24 protein-coding genes are annotated in these 22,727 nt (G+C 46.1%); 11 read left to right on the top strand and 13 right to left on the bottom strand.

Translation table 11 applies throughout. The features are described from left to right. Positions 1-9: 9 nt before the first annotated feature. Both apaG and AC1HDP_RS16570 read left to right on the top strand, forming a co-directional pair. Positions 10-390, top strand: coding sequence for a Co2+/Mg2+ efflux protein ApaG (gene apaG, locus AC1HDP_RS16575; RefSeq protein ID WP_479639594.1), 381 nt, complete (start codon positions 10-12; stop codon positions 388-390). 8 nt (positions 391-398) lie between these two features. After that, a complete protein-coding gene (locus tag AC1HDP_RS16570; RefSeq protein WP_479639593.1) occupies positions 399-1,217 on the top strand; it encodes a symmetrical bis(5'-nucleosyl)-tetraphosphatase in 819 nt (272 codons plus the stop codon). 204 nt (positions 1,218-1,421) lie between these two features. Here the strand turns inward: AC1HDP_RS16570 and folA are convergent, their stop codons facing one another. From folA to rplU, 4 genes are all read right to left on the bottom strand, one after another. After that, positions 1,422-1,904 carry a type 3 dihydrofolate reductase gene (gene folA / locus AC1HDP_RS16565; RefSeq protein WP_479639592.1) on the bottom strand — a complete coding sequence of 161 codons (483 nt, stop codon included), beginning with the start codon at positions 1,902-1,904 and terminating at the stop codon, positions 1,422-1,424. Positions 1,905-2,338: 434 nt separating this feature from the next. Next, entirely contained in the window at positions 2,339-3,496 is a 1,158-nt protein-coding gene (gene cgtA / locus AC1HDP_RS16560) for an Obg family GTPase CgtA (protein ID WP_140931209.1), read from the bottom strand. Positions 3,497-3,723: 227 nt separating this feature from the next. Then, positions 3,724-3,978 carry a 50S ribosomal protein L27 gene (gene rpmA / locus AC1HDP_RS16555; protein WP_140931207.1) on the bottom strand — a complete coding sequence of 85 codons (255 nt, stop codon included), beginning with the start codon at positions 3,976-3,978 and terminating at the stop codon, positions 3,724-3,726. Between the two features lie 15 nt (positions 3,979-3,993). After that, positions 3,994-4,305 carry a 50S ribosomal protein L21 gene (rplU, locus tag AC1HDP_RS16550; RefSeq protein ID WP_140931205.1) on the bottom strand — a complete coding sequence of 104 codons (312 nt, stop codon included), beginning with the start codon at positions 4,303-4,305 and terminating at the stop codon, positions 3,994-3,996. 272 nt (positions 4,306-4,577) lie between these two features. Between rplU and ispB the strand changes: the two genes are divergently transcribed. Then, positions 4,578-5,549, top strand: a complete 972-nt coding sequence (gene ispB, locus AC1HDP_RS16545; RefSeq protein WP_479639591.1) for an octaprenyl diphosphate synthase — start codon at positions 4,578-4,580, stop codon at positions 5,547-5,549. Between the two features lie 239 nt (positions 5,550-5,788). Next, positions 5,789-6,352 (top strand): type II secretion system protein, encoded by a 564-nt coding sequence (locus AC1HDP_RS16540; RefSeq protein ID WP_479639590.1) that lies wholly within the window; start codon positions 5,789-5,791, stop codon positions 6,350-6,352. A gap of 182 nt (positions 6,353-6,534) precedes the next feature. Here AC1HDP_RS16540 and ung read toward each other — a convergent pair whose 3' ends face one another. The 7 genes from ung to AC1HDP_RS16505 form a co-directional block, all read right to left on the bottom strand. Further along, positions 6,535-7,200, bottom strand: coding sequence for a uracil-DNA glycosylase (ung, locus tag AC1HDP_RS16535; RefSeq protein ID WP_479639589.1), 666 nt, complete (start codon positions 7,198-7,200; stop codon positions 6,535-6,537). Positions 7,201-7,296: 96 nt separating this feature from the next. After that, the gene (locus tag AC1HDP_RS16530; RefSeq protein WP_479639588.1) at positions 7,297-8,118 is read right to left on the bottom strand and encodes a heme ABC transporter ATP-binding protein; all 822 of its coding nucleotides are present in this window, start codon (positions 8,116-8,118) and stop codon (positions 7,297-7,299) included. Between the two features lie 107 nt (positions 8,119-8,225). Continuing rightward, the gene (locus AC1HDP_RS16525) at positions 8,226-9,242 is read right to left on the bottom strand and encodes a FecCD family ABC transporter permease (protein ID WP_479639587.1); all 1,017 of its coding nucleotides are present in this window, start codon (positions 9,240-9,242) and stop codon (positions 8,226-8,228) included. A gap of 63 nt (positions 9,243-9,305) precedes the next feature. Beyond that, the gene (locus AC1HDP_RS16520; protein WP_479639586.1) at positions 9,306-10,187 is read right to left on the bottom strand and encodes a heme/hemin ABC transporter substrate-binding protein; all 882 of its coding nucleotides are present in this window, start codon (positions 10,185-10,187) and stop codon (positions 9,306-9,308) included. Between the two features lie 39 nt (positions 10,188-10,226). Next, positions 10,227-10,640 (bottom strand): ExbD/TolR family protein, encoded by a 414-nt coding sequence (locus AC1HDP_RS16515; RefSeq protein WP_479639585.1) that lies wholly within the window; start codon positions 10,638-10,640, stop codon positions 10,227-10,229. Continuing rightward, complete coding sequence (locus tag AC1HDP_RS16510) at positions 10,637-11,311, bottom strand: MotA/TolQ/ExbB proton channel family protein (RefSeq protein WP_479639584.1); 675 nt, start codon at positions 11,309-11,311, stop codon at positions 10,637-10,639. The genes AC1HDP_RS16515 and AC1HDP_RS16510 overlap by 4 nt, the downstream gene beginning before the upstream one ends. 12 nt (positions 11,312-11,323) lie before the next feature. Further along, complete coding sequence (locus AC1HDP_RS16505; RefSeq protein WP_479639583.1) at positions 11,324-12,205, bottom strand: energy transducer TonB; 882 nt, start codon at positions 12,203-12,205, stop codon at positions 11,324-11,326. Between the two features lie 394 nt (positions 12,206-12,599). Here AC1HDP_RS16505 and AC1HDP_RS16500 point away from each other — a divergent pair, with 394 nt between their 5' ends. The 4 genes from AC1HDP_RS16500 (at position 12,600) to AC1HDP_RS16485 (ending at position 17,969) form a co-directional block, all read left to right on the top strand. Then, a complete protein-coding gene (locus AC1HDP_RS16500; RefSeq protein ID WP_479639582.1) occupies positions 12,600-14,639 on the top strand; it encodes a TonB-dependent hemoglobin/transferrin/lactoferrin family receptor in 2,040 nt (679 codons plus the stop codon). An 8-nt stretch (positions 14,640-14,647) separates the two neighbouring features. Beyond that, positions 14,648-15,154 (top strand): heme utilization cystosolic carrier protein HutX, encoded by a 507-nt coding sequence (hutX, locus tag AC1HDP_RS16495; RefSeq protein ID WP_479639581.1) that lies wholly within the window; start codon positions 14,648-14,650, stop codon positions 15,152-15,154. A gap of 55 nt (positions 15,155-15,209) precedes the next feature. Then, on the top strand, positions 15,210-15,788 hold the full coding sequence (gene hutZ, locus AC1HDP_RS16490) for a heme utilization protein HutZ (RefSeq protein ID WP_479639580.1): 579 nt from the start codon (positions 15,210-15,212) through the stop codon (positions 15,786-15,788). 285 nt (positions 15,789-16,073) lie between these two features. Next, positions 16,074-17,969 carry an ABC transporter transmembrane domain-containing protein gene (locus tag AC1HDP_RS16485; RefSeq protein ID WP_479639579.1) on the top strand — a complete coding sequence of 632 codons (1,896 nt, stop codon included), beginning with the start codon at positions 16,074-16,076 and terminating at the stop codon, positions 17,967-17,969. Between the two features lie 84 nt (positions 17,970-18,053). On the opposite strand, the gene AC1HDP_RS16480 is transcribed toward AC1HDP_RS16485, so the two are convergent. Further along, on the bottom strand, positions 18,054-18,434 hold the full coding sequence (locus AC1HDP_RS16480) for a YacL family protein (RefSeq protein ID WP_140931177.1): 381 nt from the start codon (positions 18,432-18,434) through the stop codon (positions 18,054-18,056). Positions 18,435-18,609: 175 nt separating this feature from the next. On the opposite strand from AC1HDP_RS16480, the gene AC1HDP_RS16475 reads away from it, so the two are divergent. Then, a complete protein-coding gene (locus AC1HDP_RS16475) occupies positions 18,610-19,581 on the top strand; it encodes a CorA family divalent cation transporter (RefSeq protein WP_479639578.1) in 972 nt (323 codons plus the stop codon). 81 nt (positions 19,582-19,662) lie between these two features. Here AC1HDP_RS16475 and fkpA read toward each other — a convergent pair whose 3' ends face one another. After that, positions 19,663-20,442 carry an FKBP-type peptidyl-prolyl cis-trans isomerase gene (gene fkpA, locus AC1HDP_RS16470; protein ID WP_140931171.1) on the bottom strand — a complete coding sequence of 260 codons (780 nt, stop codon included), beginning with the start codon at positions 20,440-20,442 and terminating at the stop codon, positions 19,663-19,665. A gap of 451 nt (positions 20,443-20,893) precedes the next feature. Between fkpA and AC1HDP_RS16465 the strand changes: the two genes are divergently transcribed. Both AC1HDP_RS16465 and AC1HDP_RS16460 read left to right on the top strand, forming a co-directional pair. Further along, on the top strand, positions 20,894-21,097 hold the full coding sequence (locus tag AC1HDP_RS16465) for a SlyX family protein (RefSeq protein ID WP_140931168.1): 204 nt from the start codon (positions 20,894-20,896) through the stop codon (positions 21,095-21,097). A gap of 262 nt (positions 21,098-21,359) precedes the next feature. Continuing rightward, entirely contained in the window at positions 21,360-22,721 is a 1,362-nt protein-coding gene (locus AC1HDP_RS16460; protein WP_479639577.1) for a COG3014 family protein, read from the top strand. Positions 22,722-22,727 lie beyond the last annotated feature (6 nt).

Below are 22,727 nucleotides of genomic sequence, written 5' to 3'. Positions count from 1 at the left end.
GAAATGCGAATGAGCGGACTGGAATCCTCAATATCGATTGAAGTGGTGACTGAGTATAACGCGCAGCAATCCTCTCCCAGTGAAGATAAATACCTGTTCAGTTATACCATCACCATCATTAATCACGGTGACCAGCCTGCGACATTAAAGACGCGTCACTGGATTATTACCGATGCCAATGGTCATAAAAGTGAAGTCCAAGGCGCGGGCGTGGTCGGAGAAACCCCTACCATAGCTGCGAACTCGGCCTTCCAATATACCAGCGGCACCATTTTAGAAACGCCTATTGGTATTATGCAGGGCTCCTACGTGATGGAAAGTGCGGCCGGTGAGAGATTTCAAGCCGCGATTAAGCCTTTCAGATTAGCCGTACCGGGTTTGCTGCACTAGGAGATGTTGTGGCTCACTATTTTGTAGGAGACATTCAAGGTTGTTATCAAGAGCTGAGCCTGTTACTTGATAAAGTGGATTTTAATCCTTCTAAAGATCAACTCTGGGCCGTCGGTGACTTAGTAGCTAGAGGCTCTGACTCATTAGCCGTACTGAGATTATTTCAATCCCTTGAAGATGCCGGCAATCTGGTGCTGGGCAATCATGATTTACATCTACTTGCTGTATTTGCAGGCCTAAAAAAAGCGAAAGCTTGCGATAATCTCCAGCCAATTTTAACGGCCGAAGATGGCGACTCTTTGATAAACTTCTTACGCTGTCAGCCGTTAATGCGCGAATTACCTGAGCATAAAATCATCATGACTCATGCTGGCGTGCCGCCGCAATGGGATCTTGAGACCTTACGACGAGAATCAAAACAAGTGAGCGAAGCACTCATGGCTGATGATTATCTCGAAGCGCTCATCGCCAAGATGTATAGCCAAACCGCTGAACACTGGTCGGAATCACTCACTGGCGTAGATAGGTTACGTTACTGCATTAATGCGCTCACCCGCATGCGCTTTTTGCATCGCGATGGTTCACTCGATTTTGAATGTAAAGAATCACCACAAACAGTTCAAAGCAACGATTTAGCTCCATGGTTTGCCTTTGCAGGACAATTACCCCAAGATTACCGCATTATCTTTGGTCACTGGGCTGCCCTCATGGGACAAACCGATAATGAGCGCATGCTTGCCTTAGATACCGGCTGCTGCTGGGGTGAACACTTAACTTTGTATCATCTGGAAAAGAACGAGCGCATTACTCAACAATCATTAAGATAGCGCTGCTGGGCTACATGCTGACTGCCTGTTTAAATATCTGTTAAGTACTGTAACTTTGAGCCTAAGCCATAACGTGCATAACGCTCATAACTACGCGAATTCCTTGGCATGAATAAGTATGAAGTATCGGCGCCATGCTACTTAGCACAGCGCCTGCAAAATTTCTGTTGGCGCTAGATCTAGAGTTAGCTTTAACTATCCCAACTAGCCTTGCTTAAGCAAATTGATAAACCGATATTTTATGCCACTATCGTTTTGATGCTGCTCTTCAGACTCAATAGCCCAATTGAAAACTTGCCAATCCGGAAAGTGAGTATCCCCGTCAACATCAAGATCAATTAAGGTCAAATATAGCTTATCGGCCTGCGGCAATAACTGCCGATACAACTCACCTCCCCCTATCACCACTAACTCATCACACTCTGTCACTAGCGCTTTGGCTTCATCAAAGCTACTCACTCGCGTAACTCCGGCGGCTTGCCATGATGCATCGCGAGTCATGACTATATTCAGGCGCCCAGGTAAGGCTCTACCAATCGATTCATAGGTTTTTCTTCCCATCAATATAGGCTTACCCAGGGTCATGGCTTTAAAGTGCTGTAAATCTTCTTTTAAGTGCCATGGCATAGTATTGTTTTTGCCAATTACACTATTATTGGCCATTGCCGCTATCATGGCTATCTGCACTGTGAGCTCCTTACATACTGAGTCGAGTTACATCATAAACTAAAGATGGCAAAGCCTAACCAAAAGCAAGGTTCTCGACAATAAAGTGAATGAGAATAATTTGGCTTGAACCCATTCATGCCTAGAGTGGCAATCACAGTCAAAACGGCTGCAGGATAAACTAATTCGATGCTAAAGAGCAAAAGGGATAATTGGCAGGGCTAACTGATTACACTGATGGAGAAACTAAGAGGCTATCTAAGATATCCACTAAGATAGCCATCTCTATAAGATAAGAGCAGTAACACTGCTCTTATCTTTAAACGCTTGCCAACTTCTATCGCATGCTTGATGCTCAAAATTAAGCACAGACACATTGTTTAACGAGTCTAATGCATCCACTCGAATGCATTAGACTCATCTTATTAAAGCTTAGTTCATTAAGCTCGCTGTAATTAACGTTGGTAGATGACCTCAACGTCATAGTCATCTTCATCCCAATCTTCATCATCGAGATCATCTTCAACGATTTCGAGGTTAGATTGATGATAGTTGTCCCACTTAAATTCAACTTCCGCATCCGGATCGACACGACGATCTTCAATCGGTAAGGTGTTGATGTAATCCATCAGCTTTGAACTTAAGGCTTCAGTACCAGTACGGGTGAAAGCAGAGATAGTGAATACTTCACCTTGCCAATCAAGATCGCGCACGATTTGATTAACTTTCTCTTGTACTTCTTCTTCCAGCATTAAGTCTGATTTGTTAATCACTAACCAGCGAGGCTTTTCGGCAAGTTTTGGTGAATATTTTTCCAGCTCAGCAACGATTGCTCGCGCTGATTCAACTGGATTGCTACCATCGATAGGCTCAATATCAAGCACATGCAGCAGAATACGACAACGCTCTAAGTGCTTAAGGAAACGAATACCTAAACCAGCACCGTCAGCTGCGCCTTCGATTAGGCCAGGGATGTCAGCAATAACGAAACTTTGACCAGGGCGTGGATTCACTACACCTAAGTTAGGTACTAAGGTCGTGAAAGGATAATCCGCTACTTTAGGTTTAGCACGTGATACAGCGCGAATTAAGGTAGATTTACCCGCATTAGGCATACCTAACAAACCTACGTCAGCCAGTAATAATAGCTCTAAACGTAAGCTGCGTACTTCACCTGGAGTACCTAAGGTTTTTTGTCTTGGGGCGCGGTTAGTACTGCTCTTAAAACGAGTGTTACCTAAACCGTGGAAACCCCCTTTCGCGACGAGTAACTTTTGGCCGTGCTTAGTCAAGTCACCTAAAGTCTCAGCCGTTTCATCATCGACAGTGCGAGTACCTACAGGGACTTTTAAGAATAAGTCTTCGCCAGCGCGACCAGTACAATCACAGCTGCTACCGTTCTTACCGCGTTCAGCCATGTGAAAACGCTCAAAGCGATAATCGATTAGCGTGTTGAGGTTTTCATCAGCAACCAAATACACATTACCGCCATCACCGCCGTCACCACCATTGGGACCACCATCTGGCACATACTTTTCACGTCTAAAGCTCACACAACCGCTACCGCCGTCGCCTGCTTCAACTCTGATTACTGCCTCATCGACAAACTTCATATCTATTCCAATACCGTTAACTAACTATGCATAAGGCGGTAATTCTGGCAGTGACATGAAAGCCCATGCTGCAAAAACCACACCTTGAGTGACAGCGACGCCGCCAACATTTGCGAAATTATACTGCTATCTTGGCTAGAGCGCCAAAGCAATTGCTTTTTATTGTCTCTAGCAAAAACAAAAGCCCCACCAATGGCGGGGCTTAATCGTTTAAGCAAGTTCGACTATTAGTCTTGGATGCTAACAAACTTACGGTTGTTAGGACCTTTAACTTCGAACTTAACTTTACCGTCAGTCAGAGCAAACAAGGTATGGTCGCGACCTAAACCTACGTTTACACCGGCGTGGAACTTAGTACCACGTTGACGAACGATGATGTTACCAGCCAAAACTGATTCGCCACCGAAGCGCTTTACACCAAGACGTTTACTTTCTGAATCGCGGCCGTTACGAGTAGAACCGCCAGCTTTTTTATGTGCCATGAGTTAGACTCCTAATTAAGCGCTGATAGCAGTGATTTTAACTTCAGTGAACCACTGACGGTGGCCCATTTTCTTTTCGTGGTGCTTACGACGGTTAAACTTCTGGATGATAACCTTCTCGCCGCGACCATGGTTGATAACGGTAGCAACAACTTTGCCACCAGCAACCAGTGGAGCGCCCACTTTCACGTTTTCGCCATCAGCAATCAGCAGAACTTGATCGAATTCGATAGTTTCGCCGGTAGCAACTTCAATTTTCTCTAAACGAACTGTATGACCTTCAGCAACACGGTGTTGCTTACCGCCACTTTGAAAAACAGCGTACATAGCTATTTCACTCCAAATTGCGACACGCTGGTCCCACTTAGTAGGGACGGCAGGGTGCTCAAAAAACTTTATTGACAATGGTCGCGGAGTTTACGCGAAGAAGTACTATCAGGCAAGAGCAAATTATGAAAGATTAAAAAAAGATCGGTTTAACTCTCACAATACTGCTTCTACTACTGTCTAGTACCAGCATTTTTAGTTATATTTGGCTGTATAAAAAAGCCTTCTATAGGGCTGAACTTAATTTACACCTCCCTGGAACCAGAGTCTATATGGATTTACATGCCATCCGCGAGCTTGCTGACAACGACATGCAAGCAGTTAACCAACTGATTTATAAGCAGCTTGAGTCAGATGTCGCCCTGATTAACCAATTAGGATTCTATATTATCAATGGTGGGGGAAAGCGTTTAAGACCCTTACTATCAGTATTAGCAGCCCGCGCTGTTGATTATCGAGGCGAAGCTCACCTTAAATTAGCCGCCATTATTGAATTCATTCATACCGCATCTTTACTGCATGACGACGTTGTTGATGAGTCCACCATGCGCCGCGGTCGTAAAACCGCCAACGCCATGTTTGGTAATAGTGCTAGCGTATTAGTGGGTGACTTTCTTTATACCCGCTCATTTCAAATGATGACTGAGCTGGAAAGCATGAAGGTATTAACCGTACTGGCTGATGCCACCAACGTGTTAGCCGAAGGCGAAGTGCTGCAGTTAATGAACTGCAATGACCCAGACACCACAGAACAAAGCTACATGCGCGTGATTTATTGCAAAACAGCTAAGTTATTTGAAGCCGCGACGCAACTTGTCGCCGTACTTGCTGGCAGCGATAAGTCATGGGAAAAAGCATTAGGTGATTATGGTAAGTATTTAGGTACCGCTTTTCAGCTCACTGACGATTTACTCGATTACACCGCTGATGCTGAAGAGCTAGGTAAGAATATTGGTGATGACTTAGCAGAAGGTAAACCAACGCTACCACTTATCTATGCGATTAAACATGGCAGCCCATCAGAGCAAGAAATGATCCGTCACGCCATTGAACACGGCGATGGCACTAAGGATATCGATGCTATTATTGCTGCGCTGCGTCACTGCGGCGCTTTGGAATACACTCATCAACGTGCGTTAGAAGAATCACAAAAAGCCATTGATGCCTTAAGCGTATTACCTGATAGCGATTATAAAACAGCATTAGTGTCACTGGCTAAACTAGCCGTTGCCCGTAATCATTAAGCGCATATTGTCTTAATTAGCTTAATGACAGTAGCAACAAGTTAAAGCAGTGCTTTGGCTTGTTGCTCATATTAATCAGTCCTCCGCACTCACTTAACACCACAAACGACACAAACGTTTTAATCAACTGTAAGCGCTCAATATCTAATCGCACCAACAACTGCTTTACCCAGCTTGCCAATAAGGATAAAGTCTTACCACTTAACGATAAAAATCTAAGCCTAACCAACAAAGACGTTATGTTATGGCTCAACACTTTTGAAGATATAATAAACGTGAAAAAACACTCAGGCTTTACTCTGATTGAACTCGTAGTCGTCATTATTATCCTTGGTATCTTGGCGGTCGTTGCGGCGCCTAAATTTATTAATCTTGAAAATGATGCCTTAGACTCCAGTGTTAAAGGCGTCGGCGGCGCTTTTAAATCGGCGGTTGGTATGGCTCATAGCGCTTGGATTGCTAAAGGCGCATCCGGCCCGATGGAAGATGTACCTATTTACTCTAACAATGCAGATCGCTCCGGTACCTTAGATATCAATGCCAATGGGTGGCCAGCGCAGCATTTTCTTGGTCCAGTAGAAGAAAGCCCAAGCCTTGATAGTGTTGACGATTGCATGTCTGTATGGCGCATATTGTTTGCAGGCGCAGAGCCTAGCGTATCAGACACTGCTGAGACAGATAATACTACCTATAAAGCCAATTATACCGCAGCCGGTCAATGCCGCTTCGTGTTAGAACGCGACAATAGTTATTACATAGATTACAACTCAAACACAGGTAGCGTGATTACTCACATTCCTTAATGCTTAGATAATCCTCACCTATGCAAATCTAGTTAGATGAACTGACTTCACTAAGCTCATCTCACTAAGCTCATAACATAAGGCTCATAACATAAGGCTCAGCACATAAAGTTGATCACGTTAAGTTCATCACGTGAAGTACAACTCACTCGTTAAGCATGGCCAATAGCTAAGCTTGAGCCTTATACCTGCCAATCAATCGGAGTTTGGCCGTTTTCTAGCAATAACTCATTGATAGTCGAGAAATGCCGGCAACCAAAAAAACCGCGATAGGCAGACAACGGCGAAGGATGCGGCCCAGTTAATACCTTATGGTGCGCCGCAGTAATCACCTTACCTTTCTTGATGGCATGACTGCCCCAAAGCACAAAAATAATCCGTTGTGTTTGCTGATTTAACAGTTCAAGTACGGCGCCCGTAAACGTTTCCCAGTCAGCCTTAGCGTGCGAGTGAGCCTTGCCCTGCTCAACAGTTAATACTGTGTTGAGCATTAACACCCCTTGTTTAGCCCATGGCTCAAGAAAACCATGATGAGGAATAGTAAACCCCTCAATATCCGCGGCTAATTCTTTATACATGTTCACTAATGATGGCGGCGTTTTCACCCCAGGTTGCACTGAAAAACACAAACCATGAGCCTGCCCGGCTCCGTGATACGGATCTTGCCCTAAAATCACCACCCGCACTTGCGCTAATGGCGTTAATTCAAAGGCGCGGTACACATCACTTGCTGGCGGAAAAATAGTTTTAGTTTGGCGCTCAACAGCTACAAACTGCTCGAGGGTTTTAAAATAGGCTTGCTGCTGCTCAGCGGCAATAAAGGTTGACCAATGGGTATGATTTGACATGCTAGCTCCGCGGCTTACTCTGATGGCGCAAGGGTAAGAGTTAAGTCGCCGCAGAGCAAGCCTAGACGTTATTCTTGATGAAAAGCCGTTTCGCGTTCAAAAGAACATAGCCGCGGGGGCAGATGCAGACGACTTAGGTGGGCTAAGTGAGTTAAAAGAATCAAGATGACCATACATAGCTTGCGGGCGATAATCCCAAACGGATTCAATTAAATCTGCAGTTAAACACTCATTAGGAGTGCCACTAATAACCATGTTGCCTTGGTTTAACACCATAATTTGGTCAGCATATCGCGCGGCTTGATTAATATCGTGTAGCACACTTATCACGCAAAACTGCCTCTCTTTAGCTAAGGTCTGCAATAAGCCTAACACCCTGTGTTGCTGCGCTAAATCGAGCGCCGAGGTGGGCTCATCAAGCAATAACACCGCAGGCCTCGGTGCTTGCGTTAATTGCACTAGTACTCTGGCAATATGCACCCGCTGTTTTTCACCACCGGATAATGCGGGATAGCTCTGCTGCGCCAAATGCGTTAACTGCAATTGCTCGAGCATGGCAGCAACGCACTCCTCACCCGCCTTCATATCTAGGCTCAAGGGATAAAGCCCCATGGCAACCACTTGCTGCACAGTAAAAGGAAAACTCAGACTCGCGTATTGCGGCAATACCGCCATTTGCCGCGCAAGCTCAAGGCGCGGCAAATTTGTAAGCTCTCGATCATAAAGACTTATCTTGCCAGTATGCACTCTTGTATCTTGGCTAATACATTTTAATAAACTCGATTTTCCCGCACCATTAGGCCCAAGCAGTGCAGTAAAAGAGCCATAACTAAAGCGTGCATTGATATCGCGCAAAATAGCTTTATGGCCTTGCTGCACACTTAACTCTGTAATAGTTAAACACTGATGTTGAGCCACCACATACTCCTTAGCCAAGTGCGATGCGCACAGGGTAAAATTCAATTACGCTAAAATCATTCGTTCTACAGCATTCTTGCTAAACCATTCTTTCTCAATAAATGTTTCTACACCAATCTATGGCGCTGCTTGAGTAGCAAGTAGATAAAGAATGGCGCGCCGATTAAGGCGGTAATGAGTCCTACGGGCACTTCCGCGGGGGCCATCAATACTCGCGACCCAATATCCGCTAAGGCTAACAATATCGCGCCGAGCACAGCGCTCATGGGCAGTAACTGACGATGATCTGGCCCTAATAGCATTCTGACTATGTGCGGCACCACTAAGCCAACAAAGCCAATAATACCGGTCGCAGCAACGCTGACGCCGACACCTAAGGCGCACAATAAAATCATGCGGTATTTTAAGCGCTCCACATCTATGCCTAAATGGCGCGCCTCAGCCTCGCCTAACAACAAGGCATTAAGCGCGTTCGCATGGCGTTGAAATTGCCAAGATAAAATGACTAAGAAAGTAAAAGTGAGCCACACATACTCAAAACTCGCGCCAGCAATGGAGCCCATTTGCCAGAGACTTAAATCCCGTAAGGCGCTATCGCTCGCAAGATAAGTCAGCACCCCAATGCCAGCACCAAATAAGGCAGATACCGCAACGCCTGCCAGCAATAACATCACAACAGAAGTACCATCGCGACTTGCCGCCAATTGATACACCAATAAGGTCGTACCTAATCCCCCCGCAAATGCTGCCATGGCCAGTAAACTTGCGGGCGCCACAGGCAAGAGCACTATGCAAATAGCCGCCCCTAATGCAGCGCCTGTAGATACCCCAATAATGCCAGGGTCGGCTAATGGGTTACGAAATAAGCCCTGCATCACAGCGCCCGCTTGCGCCAACATAGCGCCAACTGTCATGGCCAGCAAGGTTCTTGGCAAACGTATGCTATCAATCACCACTTGCTCGTGGGGTGCTATGGCAAACGCATCCATAGCGGTCAAACTATGGAGCAGCGCTTTTAATGCTGAACCAAAACCTATGGCTAATGGGCCAACACTGATAGAAATAATGCTGGTAATCACTAACAGCACTAGCGCGCTATTTCGATAAAAAGAATAATTAGCCACTACGGAAAATCCTTAATCTGGCTTGAATGCTTGAGTGCCTAAATACAAGCACTGGCAAAGCAGTTAATTTAGGTCGATTAATTGATCCGCTAACTCATTGGCCGCTTGTAAGCTGCTGATCCCCAAGCCGCCAATTAATGCATGACTATTGATGGGATACACAGAGCCTTGCAACACCGCTTTGGCATGCTGCAACAATGGCATTTGTTGCAGCAATAATTGCTTAGCATCCATTGGCGTTTCATCGCGCACGCTTACAATAATCACATCGGCATCAAGCGCTAGAATCCCTTCTTGTGACACACTTTTATAGCCCTCAAAATCCGCGGCATTCTTGCCACCAGCTAAATTAATAATCACATCACCGGCTGACCCTTTACCCCCTACTCGCGCTGGGCGCTCTGGCATCATTAGCATAAACAGCACCTTAGGCGCCGCTGGGGCTACTTGCTGCTGTTTTTGCTGCAATAGCGCAAAGTCGAGATCAAGTTTGGTTTTAAGCTGTTGAGCCTGAATTTCACTGCTGAGTAACCGCCCTAGCGCATCAATATTACTCAGCAAACTTAAATAGCTAGTGGGGATAGGCAATTGCACGACATTTACCCCAGCGGCGCGCACTCTATCTATAGTGGTTTTAGGCCCCATTTCAGCGGTTCCAATCAATACGCTAGGTTGCAACGCCAAAATACCTTCGGCCGACAAGGCCCTGTGATAGCCCAAAGTGGTTAACGACAAATCAGCAGGCGCTTGGCTACTGGCATCAATGGCCACTAACTGTGAACCTGCATCGAGCACTAAAATTAATTCAGTCACGCCCGCCCCCGCCGCCACCACCTTGGCATTAGCACCAGCACTAACACCTGCACTAACTTCAGTGCTGGCAGCAATAGCTGCAACACACATCCACGATGACAAGCACAATACACTCACCAACAACCTCAACATAGTTATCTCCTTGTTAGCCAAAACGCGCGCACTCAGCGCTTATGGCTCCATTAAAATTTGGATTTGACTAATTTTTTGTGCCTGTAACATGGCAAGCAATTGCAGCAACAACTGCACTTCGGCCTGCTTGTCGGCGGCAACTATCACTTCAAGTTCTGGCTCCACAGTTAAGCGCCGCGCAACTTCAGCACTAAAATCACTAAAGGCTTCATACCTGTGGCCATCAATCGCCCAGTACGGCGCCTTTGCCATCACATTCACACTGATATTGGGCTTAGGCGCTAATACTTGCGCCTGCTCGCCGCCGTTCGTGGGAACATCAACCGGCAAAGCTAATAATTGGGTGTTGGCGGTCAGCATTAGAAACACTAGCAAGATGAAAATGATGTCGATAAGCGCGGTTAAATCTATGCTGAGCTCTTGATTATCCGCGCCTTTATCAAGCTCTATCACTGCGCGCCACCATGATATACAGCAAGCTCTGGTGTTAACCCCGCCTTGCTATGCACGCCATCAAGCCATAAATTAAGCTCAGTTAAGCCATGTCCGGTGCGCCGACATGTATCTACCACCCAAATATTCATGATTTGTGAAAACGTGAGTGCAGGCAGCGCAATCACTAAGCCTGCGGCCGTGGTATTCATGGCAAGGCCAAGGCCGGCGCTTAACATGGCGGGAGTAATGGGGCCAGCGCTCTGACCTAAACCAGCAAACATGTCAATGAGGCCAAGCACTGTCCCTAATAGGCCAAGTAAAGGACTGATGACTCCAATGGCTTGTAGTACCTTGATGCCAAACAATAATTGCCGCTGCTCTTTGGCTAGCCATAAGGTCATTAAGGCTTCGCGATCACGGCGGTGATGGGTTTTGCTATGCAGCAAGATTAGGCTGCCTCGGGCCAGCATGTCTTGGCGCGTACTGGCGCAAGACTCAAGCTTATCAATGGCTAAACTTGAAACCTTAACCGGAATAATTTGCTGCAATTGCTGGCAAAAAAACTGAGGTCGATGGCGCAAATTAACCAGCATAAAAGCCAAGCGCTCAACAATAATGACCAAGGTCACTAAGGCGCAGCAGACTAGCGGCCAAGTAAGCACGCCTAGATTGAGATCAGCAGCTAACATTGAATTTCCTTACTAATTTAGAGCGAAACGAACCGGCACTTCGACGCGAAACAAACCCGCGCTTAAGTGATTTGGTGCCAAAAAATGCCATTTTTTTACCGCGGCCAGTGCCGCCTCATCTAATACTTGATGACCACTGCTAGTCAGCACAGACAGCGATTGCGCTTGACCATAGTGGTTAAAGAACACTTCAAGCTGCACTGTGCCTTCAAGGCCACGCTTTCTTGCTAATTTGGGATACGTCGGCGGCGTTGGTGCACTGGCATAATCTGCCTGACTGAGTGACACCGGCGCCGCCTTTGATTGAGACTGAGATAAATACTGAGGCTGCGCATTGGCGCGACTGTCTAACATTGAATTTGGCATACGACTTGAGGCAGTTAACGGTTCAACCCTATTAACTTTTGTGGCCTCATTAAGCGCAAGCGCACTCTCATTAAGCACTGTCGTAGCCTCATTATCTTGGACAATTTCAGTCGCTGGCGCATTGTTGCTGGTCTGAACCTTAGGCCTAGCTTCACTGCTGAATGGCTTTGATAACGCTGAGCGTTCCGAGGTAATTTCAGGCTTAGTTGCTGGCTTATGAGCCCTTGTCTCGAGTGGTTTTTCGGCCGTTTTAGTCACTATTGGGCTATTTGGTGAGCTTGGTGCGCTTAACACATGCGAAACGGCAGCAGCTATTGGCTCAAATTTTACTCTTGGTTCAACTATTGATTCAGATGCTGACTCAGATTTTATCTGAGTCGTTGCCGCAGTTAACTGCAATTGCAACCTCTGGCTTACCTTATGGCCTACCCCAGATTTAATGGCCATAGGTTCTGAATGCTGGGCAAATGCTATAGCACACAATGCCAGCGCCAAGGGCGAACATAATAAATAGCGTTTAGGCGTCACAGCGCACTCTCCCAGCCAAAAGTAACCAAGTATTCCTATCTGTGCTTTTAGGCATGTAAGCTTCCATGCTAATCACCACTCCAAGTTGCTTCCACATGAGCTAAGCCACATGAGTTAATGCCGCGCTAGCAAAGACTCAAGTGTTAGTTTCTCAATAAAAATCAATCACTATTTCCCCCTTAACATCAGCTTATGCCCAAGCTTTCGCTAATTAAGATACTCAAGCATTAGCCCAAATGCAAATGGTAATAATTATCATTTGATCTATTATTTGTATTAAAGTAGAGTGCGTGACGTTCGAGTGAACACTGCCAATAACGCCCAACCACTGCGGAACAACAAGACTGAAGCTTATCGCTACTGCGCTGATTTTAATGATAAAAGGATATTGTACATGTCGGTAAAACCTCTGGCCTTGGCCGTTTTAGCAGGACTTAATCTCATCCCTTTGGCTCATGCCACCAGCCCAAATCAAACACTGACTGAAGTCTTAGTCAGCGCGAGTCGCATTGAAGAGCAAGCCTCAGATTCAAGTCGCTCGGTAGCTGTGATAGATGAGCAAGAAATCGCAGTGACTCAACCTCAGTCAGTTCCACAAGCGCTCGCAGGGGCTGCCAATGTCAATGCGACCAATGGCCCAAGAGCTAGCAGTCAAGGCGTTGAAATTCGTGGTATTGGCGGTGATAGAGTGCTGCAAACTGTTGATGGCACCAGGCAAAACGCCAGTTCAGGCCATAGAGGCACCTACTTTTTAGACCCAGAAATGCTCAAATCCATCGAAGTCATTCGCGGCCCTGCCAGCAGCCTGTGGGGCAGCGGCGCCATTGGCGGCGTAGTGGCGCAAAATACCCGTTCAGCTAAAGATTTTTTAGAGGACGAGCAATCATTCGGCGGCTATATCAAGCAAGGTTATGAAGCCAATGGTGATAGAACCAAAACCAGCGGCGCACTCTTTGGACAAGATGATGCTTGGGATTGGTTAGTCAATGGTGCTTACTTTGATGGAAATAACATTGATTTAGGCAATGGCCAGCAATTACAACACAGTGGTAATAATGGTTATTCTTCAATGGCTAAACTTGGCTGGCAAGCCAATGATCTTAATCGCCTGCAATTAACGGGGCGCGTTAATCAAATTAATGAACTGGTTCCAAGTAACCCAGGTGCAGACGTTAGCCGCAGCGTGCCATTAGTGCAGCGCAATACTGACGATAAGCACCTAAGTCTTGATTATCAGTTCCAATCGAGCAGCAGTACGTTACTCGATGGCAATGCCAAGCTGTATTACAACCAAGCTAAGTATGATGAACAGCGCATCGCGCTTAAGCAAACCGACAATACTGACTATCAAACCTTAGGCCTTAGCTTGGTTAATCGCTCACGCTTTGGTGAGCTAGCCTTTATTTACGGTCTTGATGGCTATCAAGATAAATTATCGACAGTGCGCGATGACAGCGGCCAAGTAGGCCAACGCCCCGATGATATTGACGCCAACGCTAAGGTTTGGGGCAGCTTTATTCAGGCCGATATTCCGCTGCTTGAGCATGTCACCTTAAGCCCAGCATTAAGATACGATAGCTTTAACAACACCAGTGACAGCTTAGATTTATCCAGTCGTGATGATAAATGGTCGCCATCTGTGGGGCTTACTTGGAAAACCGCCCAGTGGCTCACGTTAAGCGCTCGTTACGATCAGGCGTTTCGCGCCCCGAGCATGACAGAGATGTTCTCAACCGGTAGCCATTACTGCATTCCATCGATTCCAGGCTTTTTACCCAATGGATTATGTAACCGCTTTAAAATCAACCCCGACCTACAAGCCGAAACCGCTCGCAATAAAGAGTTAAAAGCGCAAGTGCAGTTAAGCGAGCTCATGGGTGATGATGACTTAGGCTTGAGCCTTAACTTATTTCGCAATGACATCGATAACTTCATTATTCAGCAAGTTGAAAATCCGCTCATGGGCATACCAGGCTTTGAGCAAACAACCACTTGGAATAACGTGCAAGACGCGAAATTACAAGGTTTTGAAATTAATGCGCGCTATCGCATCGAGCAAACACACCTAAGCCTCGACTATGGTCAAACTCAAGGCACAGATGATGCTACCGGCGAATATTTAGAGAGTATTCCGGCTAATAAGCTCACCATCGACTTAAGCCAAGGCCTGTGGAGTAACGATGTCACTCTTGGCACGCGCTACATGTATACCGCAAGCCAAAATAAGCTGCCAAGTGCCTCAAGCCACACTGACTTTGACGCTTATGGATTATGGGACGTCTATGTCGCGTGGGAGCCATCAAGTGGCAGCTTAAACGGTTTACGCCTAGATGCTGGCATAGACAATTTAACCGATGAGTATTACCGCCAAGCATGGCAGACCTTGTACTCCCAAGGCCGTAATTTCAAATTATCCGCGCGCTTTACTTTCTAAGGCTCACTATGAATATGATTAACCACCACATAATAGCCACCTTGCAGGCAGAACCCCAAGCAAGCCCAAGTGATCTCGCCCAAAAGCTTGAAGTCAGTGAACTCTTGATTTATCAACATTTACCGCCACAGCAAGTGCATTGGCTGCCAAGCGCGCTGGCGCAAGAGTTACTTGAAGCTCTGCCAGAGTGGGGCAACTTAATGACCATAGTGCTGCTCGCAGGTAATGTTTTTGAATTTAAAGGCCCTTTCCCTAAAGGCAAACTCGGGCACAAGTATTTTAATCTCTACAGTAAGCACGATGGCATGTATGGCCACTTGTTACTGTCAAGCTTTGCCGCCATTGCGCTCGTAAGCCGCCCTCTGCGTGGGCGAGCAAGCTATGCCATCTGCTTTTTTGCGGCCAGTGGCGATGTCATTTTCAAGATTTATTTAGGGCGAGATCACGCGGGAGAATTATTCTCAGAACAAGTACACAATTTCAATCAACTTAAACAGTTAACCGCAGACTGTTAAATCGAAATCATCGCAACTGACGGCTCGCCGCAGTGCAGGACAAATAGAGGCCACAATGACAACCCGTATTGAACAACGCATCGATGAACAGCAGGCTGAAAACCACAAGCAAGAACGTTTAGCCAGTAAACTATTGCCTGAAATTAATCAATTTAAACACAGCCGCCATACCTTGCAGCTCGCCACTTGCGATCAACATGGTTTACCTAACGCAAGCTATGCGCCTTTTGCATTGGCAGATAAAGGTTTTTATATTCTGGTTAGCGATATGGCGCGCCACGGCATGAATCTTAAGCAATCATCTTTAGTGTCTGTCATGCTGCTTGAAGACGAAAACGAAGCCAAAACCGTATTTGCGCGCAAGCGTCTTACCTTTGATGCTCATGCCAAATGCATTGGCCGCGATAACCCTGATTTTAACTTAGGAGTTGCCGCCTTAACCGCGCGATTTGGCGACATGAGCGCTGAACTTGCCGCCCTGGCCGATTTTAATCTTTATCAATTAAGGCCGCAGCAAGGTCTGTACGTTAAAGGCTTTGGCCAAGCATTTAAGCTAAGTGGTGATGAGTTATTAGAAGTGAGTTGGCAAAACGCAGGTCAACATGGTGTAGCGCAACCCCTTAGCCCAGCGTAATTAAAACCGATAGCGCTAGAGCCTTGACCCGTGCTGATACCCGTGGTGGCTCTAGCGTTATTCCTGTCATTGCACTGTTGCTATGCGCCCGCCCTTCTTGCACACTGATGCACTATCTATCATCTGAACATAATGAAAACACTCACGCCTAACCGCGCAAACTAGTGTCATAATGCCTTTGTGTAGCAAGCAATCTGTGTTCAATAACCTAGCCATTTTCAACCCTATTCACCTAAACACGCCCAGACGTCAGTAAAGTGCCTGCACTATCGCCAAGGATACCGAATGAGTGAGTCGAACCACTTAAGCTCAACAGAATCTGTCAAAGTAAGCACGCCCACTGCGGGCCAGCATAAAGCCATAAATCAAACCGCTGACACTGCGCGCATCCCCCTTAAAAACACGCCTGCGGTACTGCGCTGGATTGCTGCATTTCTTAAGCCTTATCGTTATAAAGTCATCGCTGCCTTAGTGTGTTTATTGGTGGGCTCTGTCGCTTGGTTATCTTTAGGCCAAGGGGTTAAATTATTAGTTGATAACAGCTTTAGTCGCGGCGAAACAGAGGCGCTTAATCAAGTGATGCTGACATTACTCCTCATTATCAGCATAAGTAGCACAGCAGTTTTTTGCCGTTTCTATCTAATGAGTTGGCTAGGTGAGCGCGTGACTAACGATATTCGCCAGCACGTCTATCAGCAATTATTGCAACTATCCCCCGCGTTTTATGCCAAAGAGCGCTCTGGCGAAGTGATTAGTCGCTTTACTGCCGATACCAGTCTTATTCAAACCGTTATAGGTTCCAGCTTATCTATGGCGCTGCGCTCAAGTGTCACTGCCATTGGCGCTTTAGTGATGATGGCCTTTACCAGTTGGCAATTAACTGCCTTGGTGCTTGTAGCTGTACCTGTGGTATTTGGCCCCATAATCTTGCTGGGTAAGCGCGTGCGTCAATTATCCCGCACCAGTCAAGACAAGGTGGCAGAGCTTGGCGCTTACATAGATGAAACCTTACATGAAATTCATACAGTGCAAGCCTATGGCCATGAAAGCATAGATAAACGTCACTTTGCTGAGCAAACCCAAACCATAATGCAGGCGGCGACTGAGCGCATTAAGTATCGCGCGCTGCTTATCGCCATAGTGATGTTTTTATCCATTGTCGCCATAGTGTTAGTCACTTGGCATGGCGCCTTTCAAGTCATGAGTGGTCAATTAAGTGGCGGCGAATTATCGGCCTTTTTGTTTTATGCCGTGATGGTAGCAACCGCTATGGCCACGATTAGTGAAGTCATTAGTGATATTCAGCGCGCAGCGGGCGCCACCGAGCGCTTAATTGAGCTTGCAGACTCTCAAAGTGAATTAGTGCAAATAGCGATGCCAACCACGTTGCCGCACTCCGCCAGCTTAGATATTCACTTTGAGCAAGTGCACTTTAGTTATCCAAATCATCAAGAAAACCCCGTATTTAGTGACTTAAACTTGCATATTGCCACAGGTAGCAAAGTCGCGTTAGTGGGGCCAAGTGGTGCTGGCAAGTCGAGTATTTTAGCCTTGCTACAGCGCTTTTATGATGTGCAGCGCGGCAGCATTCGCTTGGCGGGTATTGATATTAAGCAGTTAAGTTTGCAGCAACTGCGGGCGCAATTTGGCCTAGTGCCGCAAGACCCTGTGATTTTTGCCACCAGCGTGCTGGAAAATGTGCGCTATGGCCGCGCAGCCGCAAGCCTTGATGAAGTAAAGCAAGCCTGCAAAGCCGCCAGAGCGGATGAGTTTATTGCCGATTTCCCTGAAGGCTATGACACTTATTTAGGTGAGCGGGGGGTGCGTTTATCCGGTGGACAAAAACAGCGGATTGCCATTGCTCGAGCCATATTAGCCGACCGCCCAATCTTACTGTTAGATGAAGCCACCAGCGCGCTCGATGCCATTAGTGAAATCAAAGTAAAGCAAGCCCTTGATCAGTTAATGCAGCATAAAACTAGCCTCATCATAGCCCACCGCTTAAGCACAGTCATGAATGCCGATTGCATAATAGTGTTAGATAAGGGCCAAATCATAGCCAGCGGCACCCATGGCCAATTGATACAAACATCGCCTTTATATCGCGACTTTGCGAGCTTGCAGTTATTAGATGAACAGCACCCAGATTTTAGGGCGGCAGCAGGCCTTGCTACTTCTTAATTAAGTTACCAGAGATGGATATGAATTAATCGCAGCCATAAAAAAGGCCAATCCTATGATTGGCCGTTATTTATGAAGCGCGGCTTATTTGCCGTCGCCTTCATCTAAAAATTTGCGCCAGCTAATCAGCGCAGTAGCAAAGTCATCTAAGCCACAACTACAGCTAGATTCGGCATCATACAAGCTCATACCGTCTTCTAAATCATAGTCTTCATTAAAACCAATCACGTTAGCGAACACTCGAACTTGCTCAAAATCCATCTCTAAGGTGAAATCACTGCCAACTAACTGAAAATACCCTGCTTCACCTTGCTGCAGTTTAGCGATAACATTCATCAGTTCGCCAATAATATCATCATCTTGCCCAAGTTCTTCCGAGAACCAGCGACCTAATACTTCATGATCCATACTGAAAATAGCTGTGGCTGTTCCATCGAGGGAATTACGCCGAAATTCATACTCCATCGGAGATCTCTTTACTTAGGTAACTAATGTCACAATTCTAACTCATAGCCATTAAAAATTCCCGTTCCAAACGCCTATTGGCTTAAGTTTCAATCAATGGAAGTTAATTTGCTTCAATTGGCCATTAAGGTAACAATGGCGGTAATTTACTGTTAAGAGTGGGAGTGAGTGGATAATGCATTACGATGCACAATTTGCCTATCTGTTAGGGGTCGACGGCGCCCGTAAAATATCAATTGAAGACGCTATTGCTTGGCAACCCAGCTCACCTGATGATACTAACCAGCTGTGGCTGCATTTAGACTATCAATCCACTGACTGTAAAAAGCATTTACTCAAACTTGGACTAGTGCCAAGCGACATTAAGGTGCTGCTATCGGCCTCACCGCGGCCTCGAGTGCAAAGCGCCAGCAATCGCTTACTTATCTGTTTGCGCGGTATTAACCTTAATGCCGGCCATAATCCGCAAGATATGATTGCCATTCGCATCTATCAAGATAAACACAGATTAATCAGCTGTGGTAAACGTCAGCTCGCCTCCATTCGAACGGTTATTGATTCGCTGTCAGAACTTAAGCCTTGCGCCATTACGCCGCTATTAATGAATTTGTGCGATCAGCTCACGCAAAAACAGGCTAAATACGTCGATGGCTTACAAGATAAACTAACGATTTTGGAAGATCAGCTAACGTTAACCCCAGACGATACCTTACATAATTTGCTCAATGATGTTCGCCGCCAAGCACTAGCGTGTCGCCGTTATTTAGCGCCGCAGCGAGAAGCGTTAGCACGCTTAGGTAGCTGCGAGTACCCCTTATCGCAAATCGAGCGCAATCAGCTTAAAGACTATAACGACAGCTTAGTGCGCATGATTGAAGACTTAGATCTTATTCGTGAATTGGTTAAGGTCAATCAAGATGAACTCGCAAGCATAGCCTCTGGCAAGCTTAACCAGCGCCTGTATTTCTTATCTATTATCACCAGTATTTTTATGCCATTAGGTTTTTTAACTGGCCTGCTTGGGGTCAATATCGGCGGTATTCCAGGCACAGAAAGCCATTGGGCATTTACGGCATTTTCAGGCTTTTTAGTGTTATTACTGGCGGTGCAGCTCTACTTGATTGCGCACTTTAAATGGCTGAAATAAGCTGAGCCAAACTAAACAGCAAATGGTAACAAAAAAGGCGCCTAAGGCGCCTTTTGGTTGAGTGCTATTTAATAGCTGAGCTTATTTGGCAGCTTTAGCCGCAGGAGCTTCTGCAGCGCCCGCTTTCTCAACACCTAACAACTCAACTTCAAACACTAAGGTTGAATTTGGTGGAATAGTACCAGTGTCACGATCGCCATAGGCTAATTCAGCGGGGATCACGAACTTATACTTAGAACCGACGTTCATCAACTGCACGCCTTCAGTCCAACCTGGAATAACGCGGTTCAGCGGGAACTTGATTGGCTCGCCACGATCATAAGATGAATCAAACTTAGTACCGTCAGTTAAGGTACCTAAGTAGTTCACTTCAACAGTGTCTTCAGCGCTTGGCTTAGCGCCTTTGCCTTCAACCAATACTTCGTATTGCAGGCCAGATTCAGTTACTTTTACGCCAGCGTTCTTAGCGTTAGCTTCTAAGAAGGCTTTGCTATCAGCCGCTGATTTATCAGCTAATGCTTTAGCTTCAGTCATGCGCTTGTCATTGAGCTTCTTGTCTAAATCTTGCAGAACTGTCTGCATTTCTTCTTCTGTCAGCTTAAGCTCACTATTCAGGCCATTGCTAAAGCCTTCAATAATTAACTTTTTGTCTACTGGCATACCTAAAGCTTCTTGCTCAGCGATATGACCTGACATGTAGGCACCAATAGAAGCGCCAATGCTATATGATTCTTTTTGTTCTGGCGTAGTCAGGGTTGTAGCTGAAGTTGCAGCCACAGATGAAGCGTCTTGCTCCTGGTTACAGGCGGTTAAACCCGTCAGAGCTAACGCTACCAACGAATATTTAAAAATTGATTTCATGAAATGCTTCCTCAGCTTGATGTTGCCATCAAAATTAGCGTAAATGGTTGTAGCGAACTCACTTTATACTAGTTATTAACGATATTCCATTGTCTATTAAAATAGTAAAAATAACTTAAGGATTTGTTTGCTATGGTTTATAGGACAAAATATTTAGGGATGAGTTCATGGAGAAAATTCTTTCGCTCACTTTTCACCCACCTTTGTTAATCACTTTATTTGTGACCTACTCATACCTACAGGACTTTTCGTTCTTAAGTACAGTCAATGCGGCTAAAATGGCAGTATGGGCAAGTCGCAGCAACGAAAAACGCCCAAACTCAAGGCGCCGTTGTATACTCTGTCGCAAAGCAGGCTGACGATTCTTTTTGTCAGCCTCAGTAGTAATGGCCAAGTCGACACTTGGCCCAATGTTCCTTAGCGATTAACGCTACTTATTGATGGATGCAAGATGCAAGATCAAATTGAAGACCTGCAAACTAAACTCGCGTTTGCTGAAGCCAGCATTGAAGAATTAAACCAAGAGGTGATTAAACTTGGGGATCTAGTTGCCAGACAGCAGCATCAGTTATTATTAGTAGTCAATAAATTACGCGACATTGAACCAAGTAACATGGCGTCAGCGTCCGAAGAGACGCCGCCGCCACATTATTAAGGACATGAATGACGACTTCGCCCCAAGCTCTGTGCGCAATAATGAGTGCTACTCGCGCTGGCATAACAGTGTTATTAATGCTGAAGTGCCAAACACTGCACATAGCAGGCTTTGGGCAAGTCGCTGCCAGCAAGTATGTAATCGCACTTCCCTTATGGCCGGGTATGACTCATTATCCCCTCAGGCACTCTTGCCATTGTTATCGCGTTTTTCATCGTCATTGTTATAACCCAAAAAGCCTCACGATTGCAGGAGCTCATTGATGCGGCAAGCAATTTACTCCCTAGGATGTGGTCTGTTATTGCTAAGTGTGCAAGGCTGCGCCTTTAATAGTTTATTTATTAATTACCCAAGCCAACTCACGGAAGTTAAACAAAGCCTAAATAGCCCTAATCCCGCGGCTGCGGTTTCCAGCCTGCAATCAGGATTAAGCGGTGAAGATCAGCTGTTATACGCCCAAGAAGCCGGCCGCGCCGAGCAAATCGCTGGCAATTTTGCCGCCAGTAAAGGCTACTATCAAACCGCCATTGCCGATTATCGCCGCTTCGATGACAAGGCCACCATTAGCGCCAGCAGTATCGGCGCGCAATCATCAAGCTTATTTCTCAACGATAATGTCATCCCTTATCGCGGACCTGGGTTTGAGCGCATCATGGTGCATCAATATCAGGCGCTTAATTACCTCTTTTTAGGCGACAATCAAGGCGCATTAGTTGAAGCGCGCCGCGCCAACGAATTGCAGCAGCAAGAACAAAGACGCTACGAAGCTGACAATGAAAACATTGCCAAACTTGCCAATGGCGCGGTGGATGCGCAAGTGAATCAACTTGAGGCGAGAGGCGATGGCTTAGCCAGCTCGTTTCTGAATGCCTACAGCTATTATGTGACTGGCTTATTGTATGAGTTACTCGGTCAAGCTAACGATGCCTTTATTGACTATCGTAAAGCCGCGCAAATTATGCCGGGTAACCCTTATGTCGAGCAGGATTTAGTGCGTCTAGCTAAGCTACTTGGCATGCCGCAATATCAAGAATTCAGTAAGAAATTTGGCGCGCCCATATTACCGACCGCTTCCCAAGGGCAAGTGATTGTCTTGATTGAGCAAGGCTTTGTGCCGACCAAGCAAGGTTTTACTGTGCCATTTAGTATTAATGGCAATATCCAAACGGCATCACTACCCACTTATTTAGGCAGTAAACCCATATTTACGCCATCGACAGTCCAAGGCTTAGGTAAACCCTTAGTAAGCGCGCCGCTGGCCAACATTGATGCCTTAGCAAGCACCGCCCTTAAAGAGCAAATGCCTGCCATTCTCGCCCGCCAAGCAGCGCGCATTTATGCTAAGGCTGAACTCAATCAATCGGTTAATCGCAATAACCAAGACAATGTCGGCGCGGTTGCCATGCAAATATTTAACGTCATCACAGAGCAAGCTGATAGGCGCAGCTGGCTGACCTTGCCACAAAGCGCCCAATTAGCTCAGTCTTATGTCGAGCAAGGACAATATCAGTTACAAATCAATCGCGGTCAAACCACGGCGATTGAGGTACAAAAAGCAAAAACAACACTGGTTTGGGTAATAGAGACTGGTAATTACCAACGAATTTATTCAATAATCATCTAAATCGTT

This window comes from Shewanella sp. ISS20, assembly GCF_056522965.1.
This window is presented reverse-complemented; position numbering and strand designations above follow the sequence as displayed.

Excerpts from the sequence above, each read along its gene's own strand:
- apaG (WP_479639594.1), top strand. The coding sequence starts at position 10 with ATGAGCGGACTGGAATCCTCAATATCGATTGAAGTGGTGACTGAGTAT.
- cgtA (WP_140931209.1), bottom strand. The coding sequence starts at position 3,496 with ATGAAGTTTGTCGATGAGGCAGTAATCAGAGTTGAAGCAGGCGACGGC.
- rpmA (WP_140931207.1), bottom strand. The coding sequence starts at position 3,978 with ATGGCACATAAAAAAGCTGGCGGTTCTACTCGTAACGGCCGCGATTCA.
- rplU (WP_140931205.1), bottom strand. The coding sequence starts at position 4,305 with ATGTACGCTGTTTTTCAAAGTGGCGGTAAGCAACACCGTGTTGCTGAA.
- ispB (WP_479639591.1), top strand. The coding sequence starts at position 4,578 with ATGGATTTACATGCCATCCGCGAGCTTGCTGACAACGACATGCAAGCA.
- AC1HDP_RS16540 (WP_479639590.1), top strand. The coding sequence starts at position 5,789 with ATGTTATGGCTCAACACTTTTGAAGATATAATAAACGTGAAAAAACAC.
- ung (WP_479639589.1), bottom strand. The coding sequence starts at position 7,200 with ATGTCAAATCATACCCATTGGTCAACCTTTATTGCCGCTGAGCAGCAG.
- AC1HDP_RS16520 (WP_479639586.1), bottom strand. The coding sequence starts at position 10,187 with ATGTTGAGGTTGTTGGTGAGTGTATTGTGCTTGTCATCGTGGATGTGT.
- AC1HDP_RS16510 (WP_479639584.1), bottom strand. The coding sequence starts at position 11,311 with ATGTTAGCTGCTGATCTCAATCTAGGCGTGCTTACTTGGCCGCTAGTC.
- AC1HDP_RS16500 (WP_479639582.1), top strand. The coding sequence starts at position 12,600 with ATGTCGGTAAAACCTCTGGCCTTGGCCGTTTTAGCAGGACTTAATCTC.
- hutX (WP_479639581.1), top strand. The coding sequence starts at position 14,648 with ATGAATATGATTAACCACCACATAATAGCCACCTTGCAGGCAGAACCC.
- hutZ (WP_479639580.1), top strand. The coding sequence starts at position 15,210 with ATGACAACCCGTATTGAACAACGCATCGATGAACAGCAGGCTGAAAAC.
- AC1HDP_RS16485 (WP_479639579.1), top strand. The coding sequence starts at position 16,074 with ATGAGTGAGTCGAACCACTTAAGCTCAACAGAATCTGTCAAAGTAAGC.
- AC1HDP_RS16480 (WP_140931177.1), bottom strand. The coding sequence starts at position 18,434 with ATGGAGTATGAATTTCGGCGTAATTCCCTCGATGGAACAGCCACAGCT.
- AC1HDP_RS16475 (WP_479639578.1), top strand. The coding sequence starts at position 18,610 with ATGCATTACGATGCACAATTTGCCTATCTGTTAGGGGTCGACGGCGCC.
- fkpA (WP_140931171.1), bottom strand. The coding sequence starts at position 20,442 with ATGAAATCAATTTTTAAATATTCGTTGGTAGCGTTAGCTCTGACGGGT.
- AC1HDP_RS16465 (WP_140931168.1), top strand. The coding sequence starts at position 20,894 with ATGCAAGATCAAATTGAAGACCTGCAAACTAAACTCGCGTTTGCTGAA.
- AC1HDP_RS16460 (WP_479639577.1), top strand. The coding sequence starts at position 21,360 with ATGCGGCAAGCAATTTACTCCCTAGGATGTGGTCTGTTATTGCTAAGT.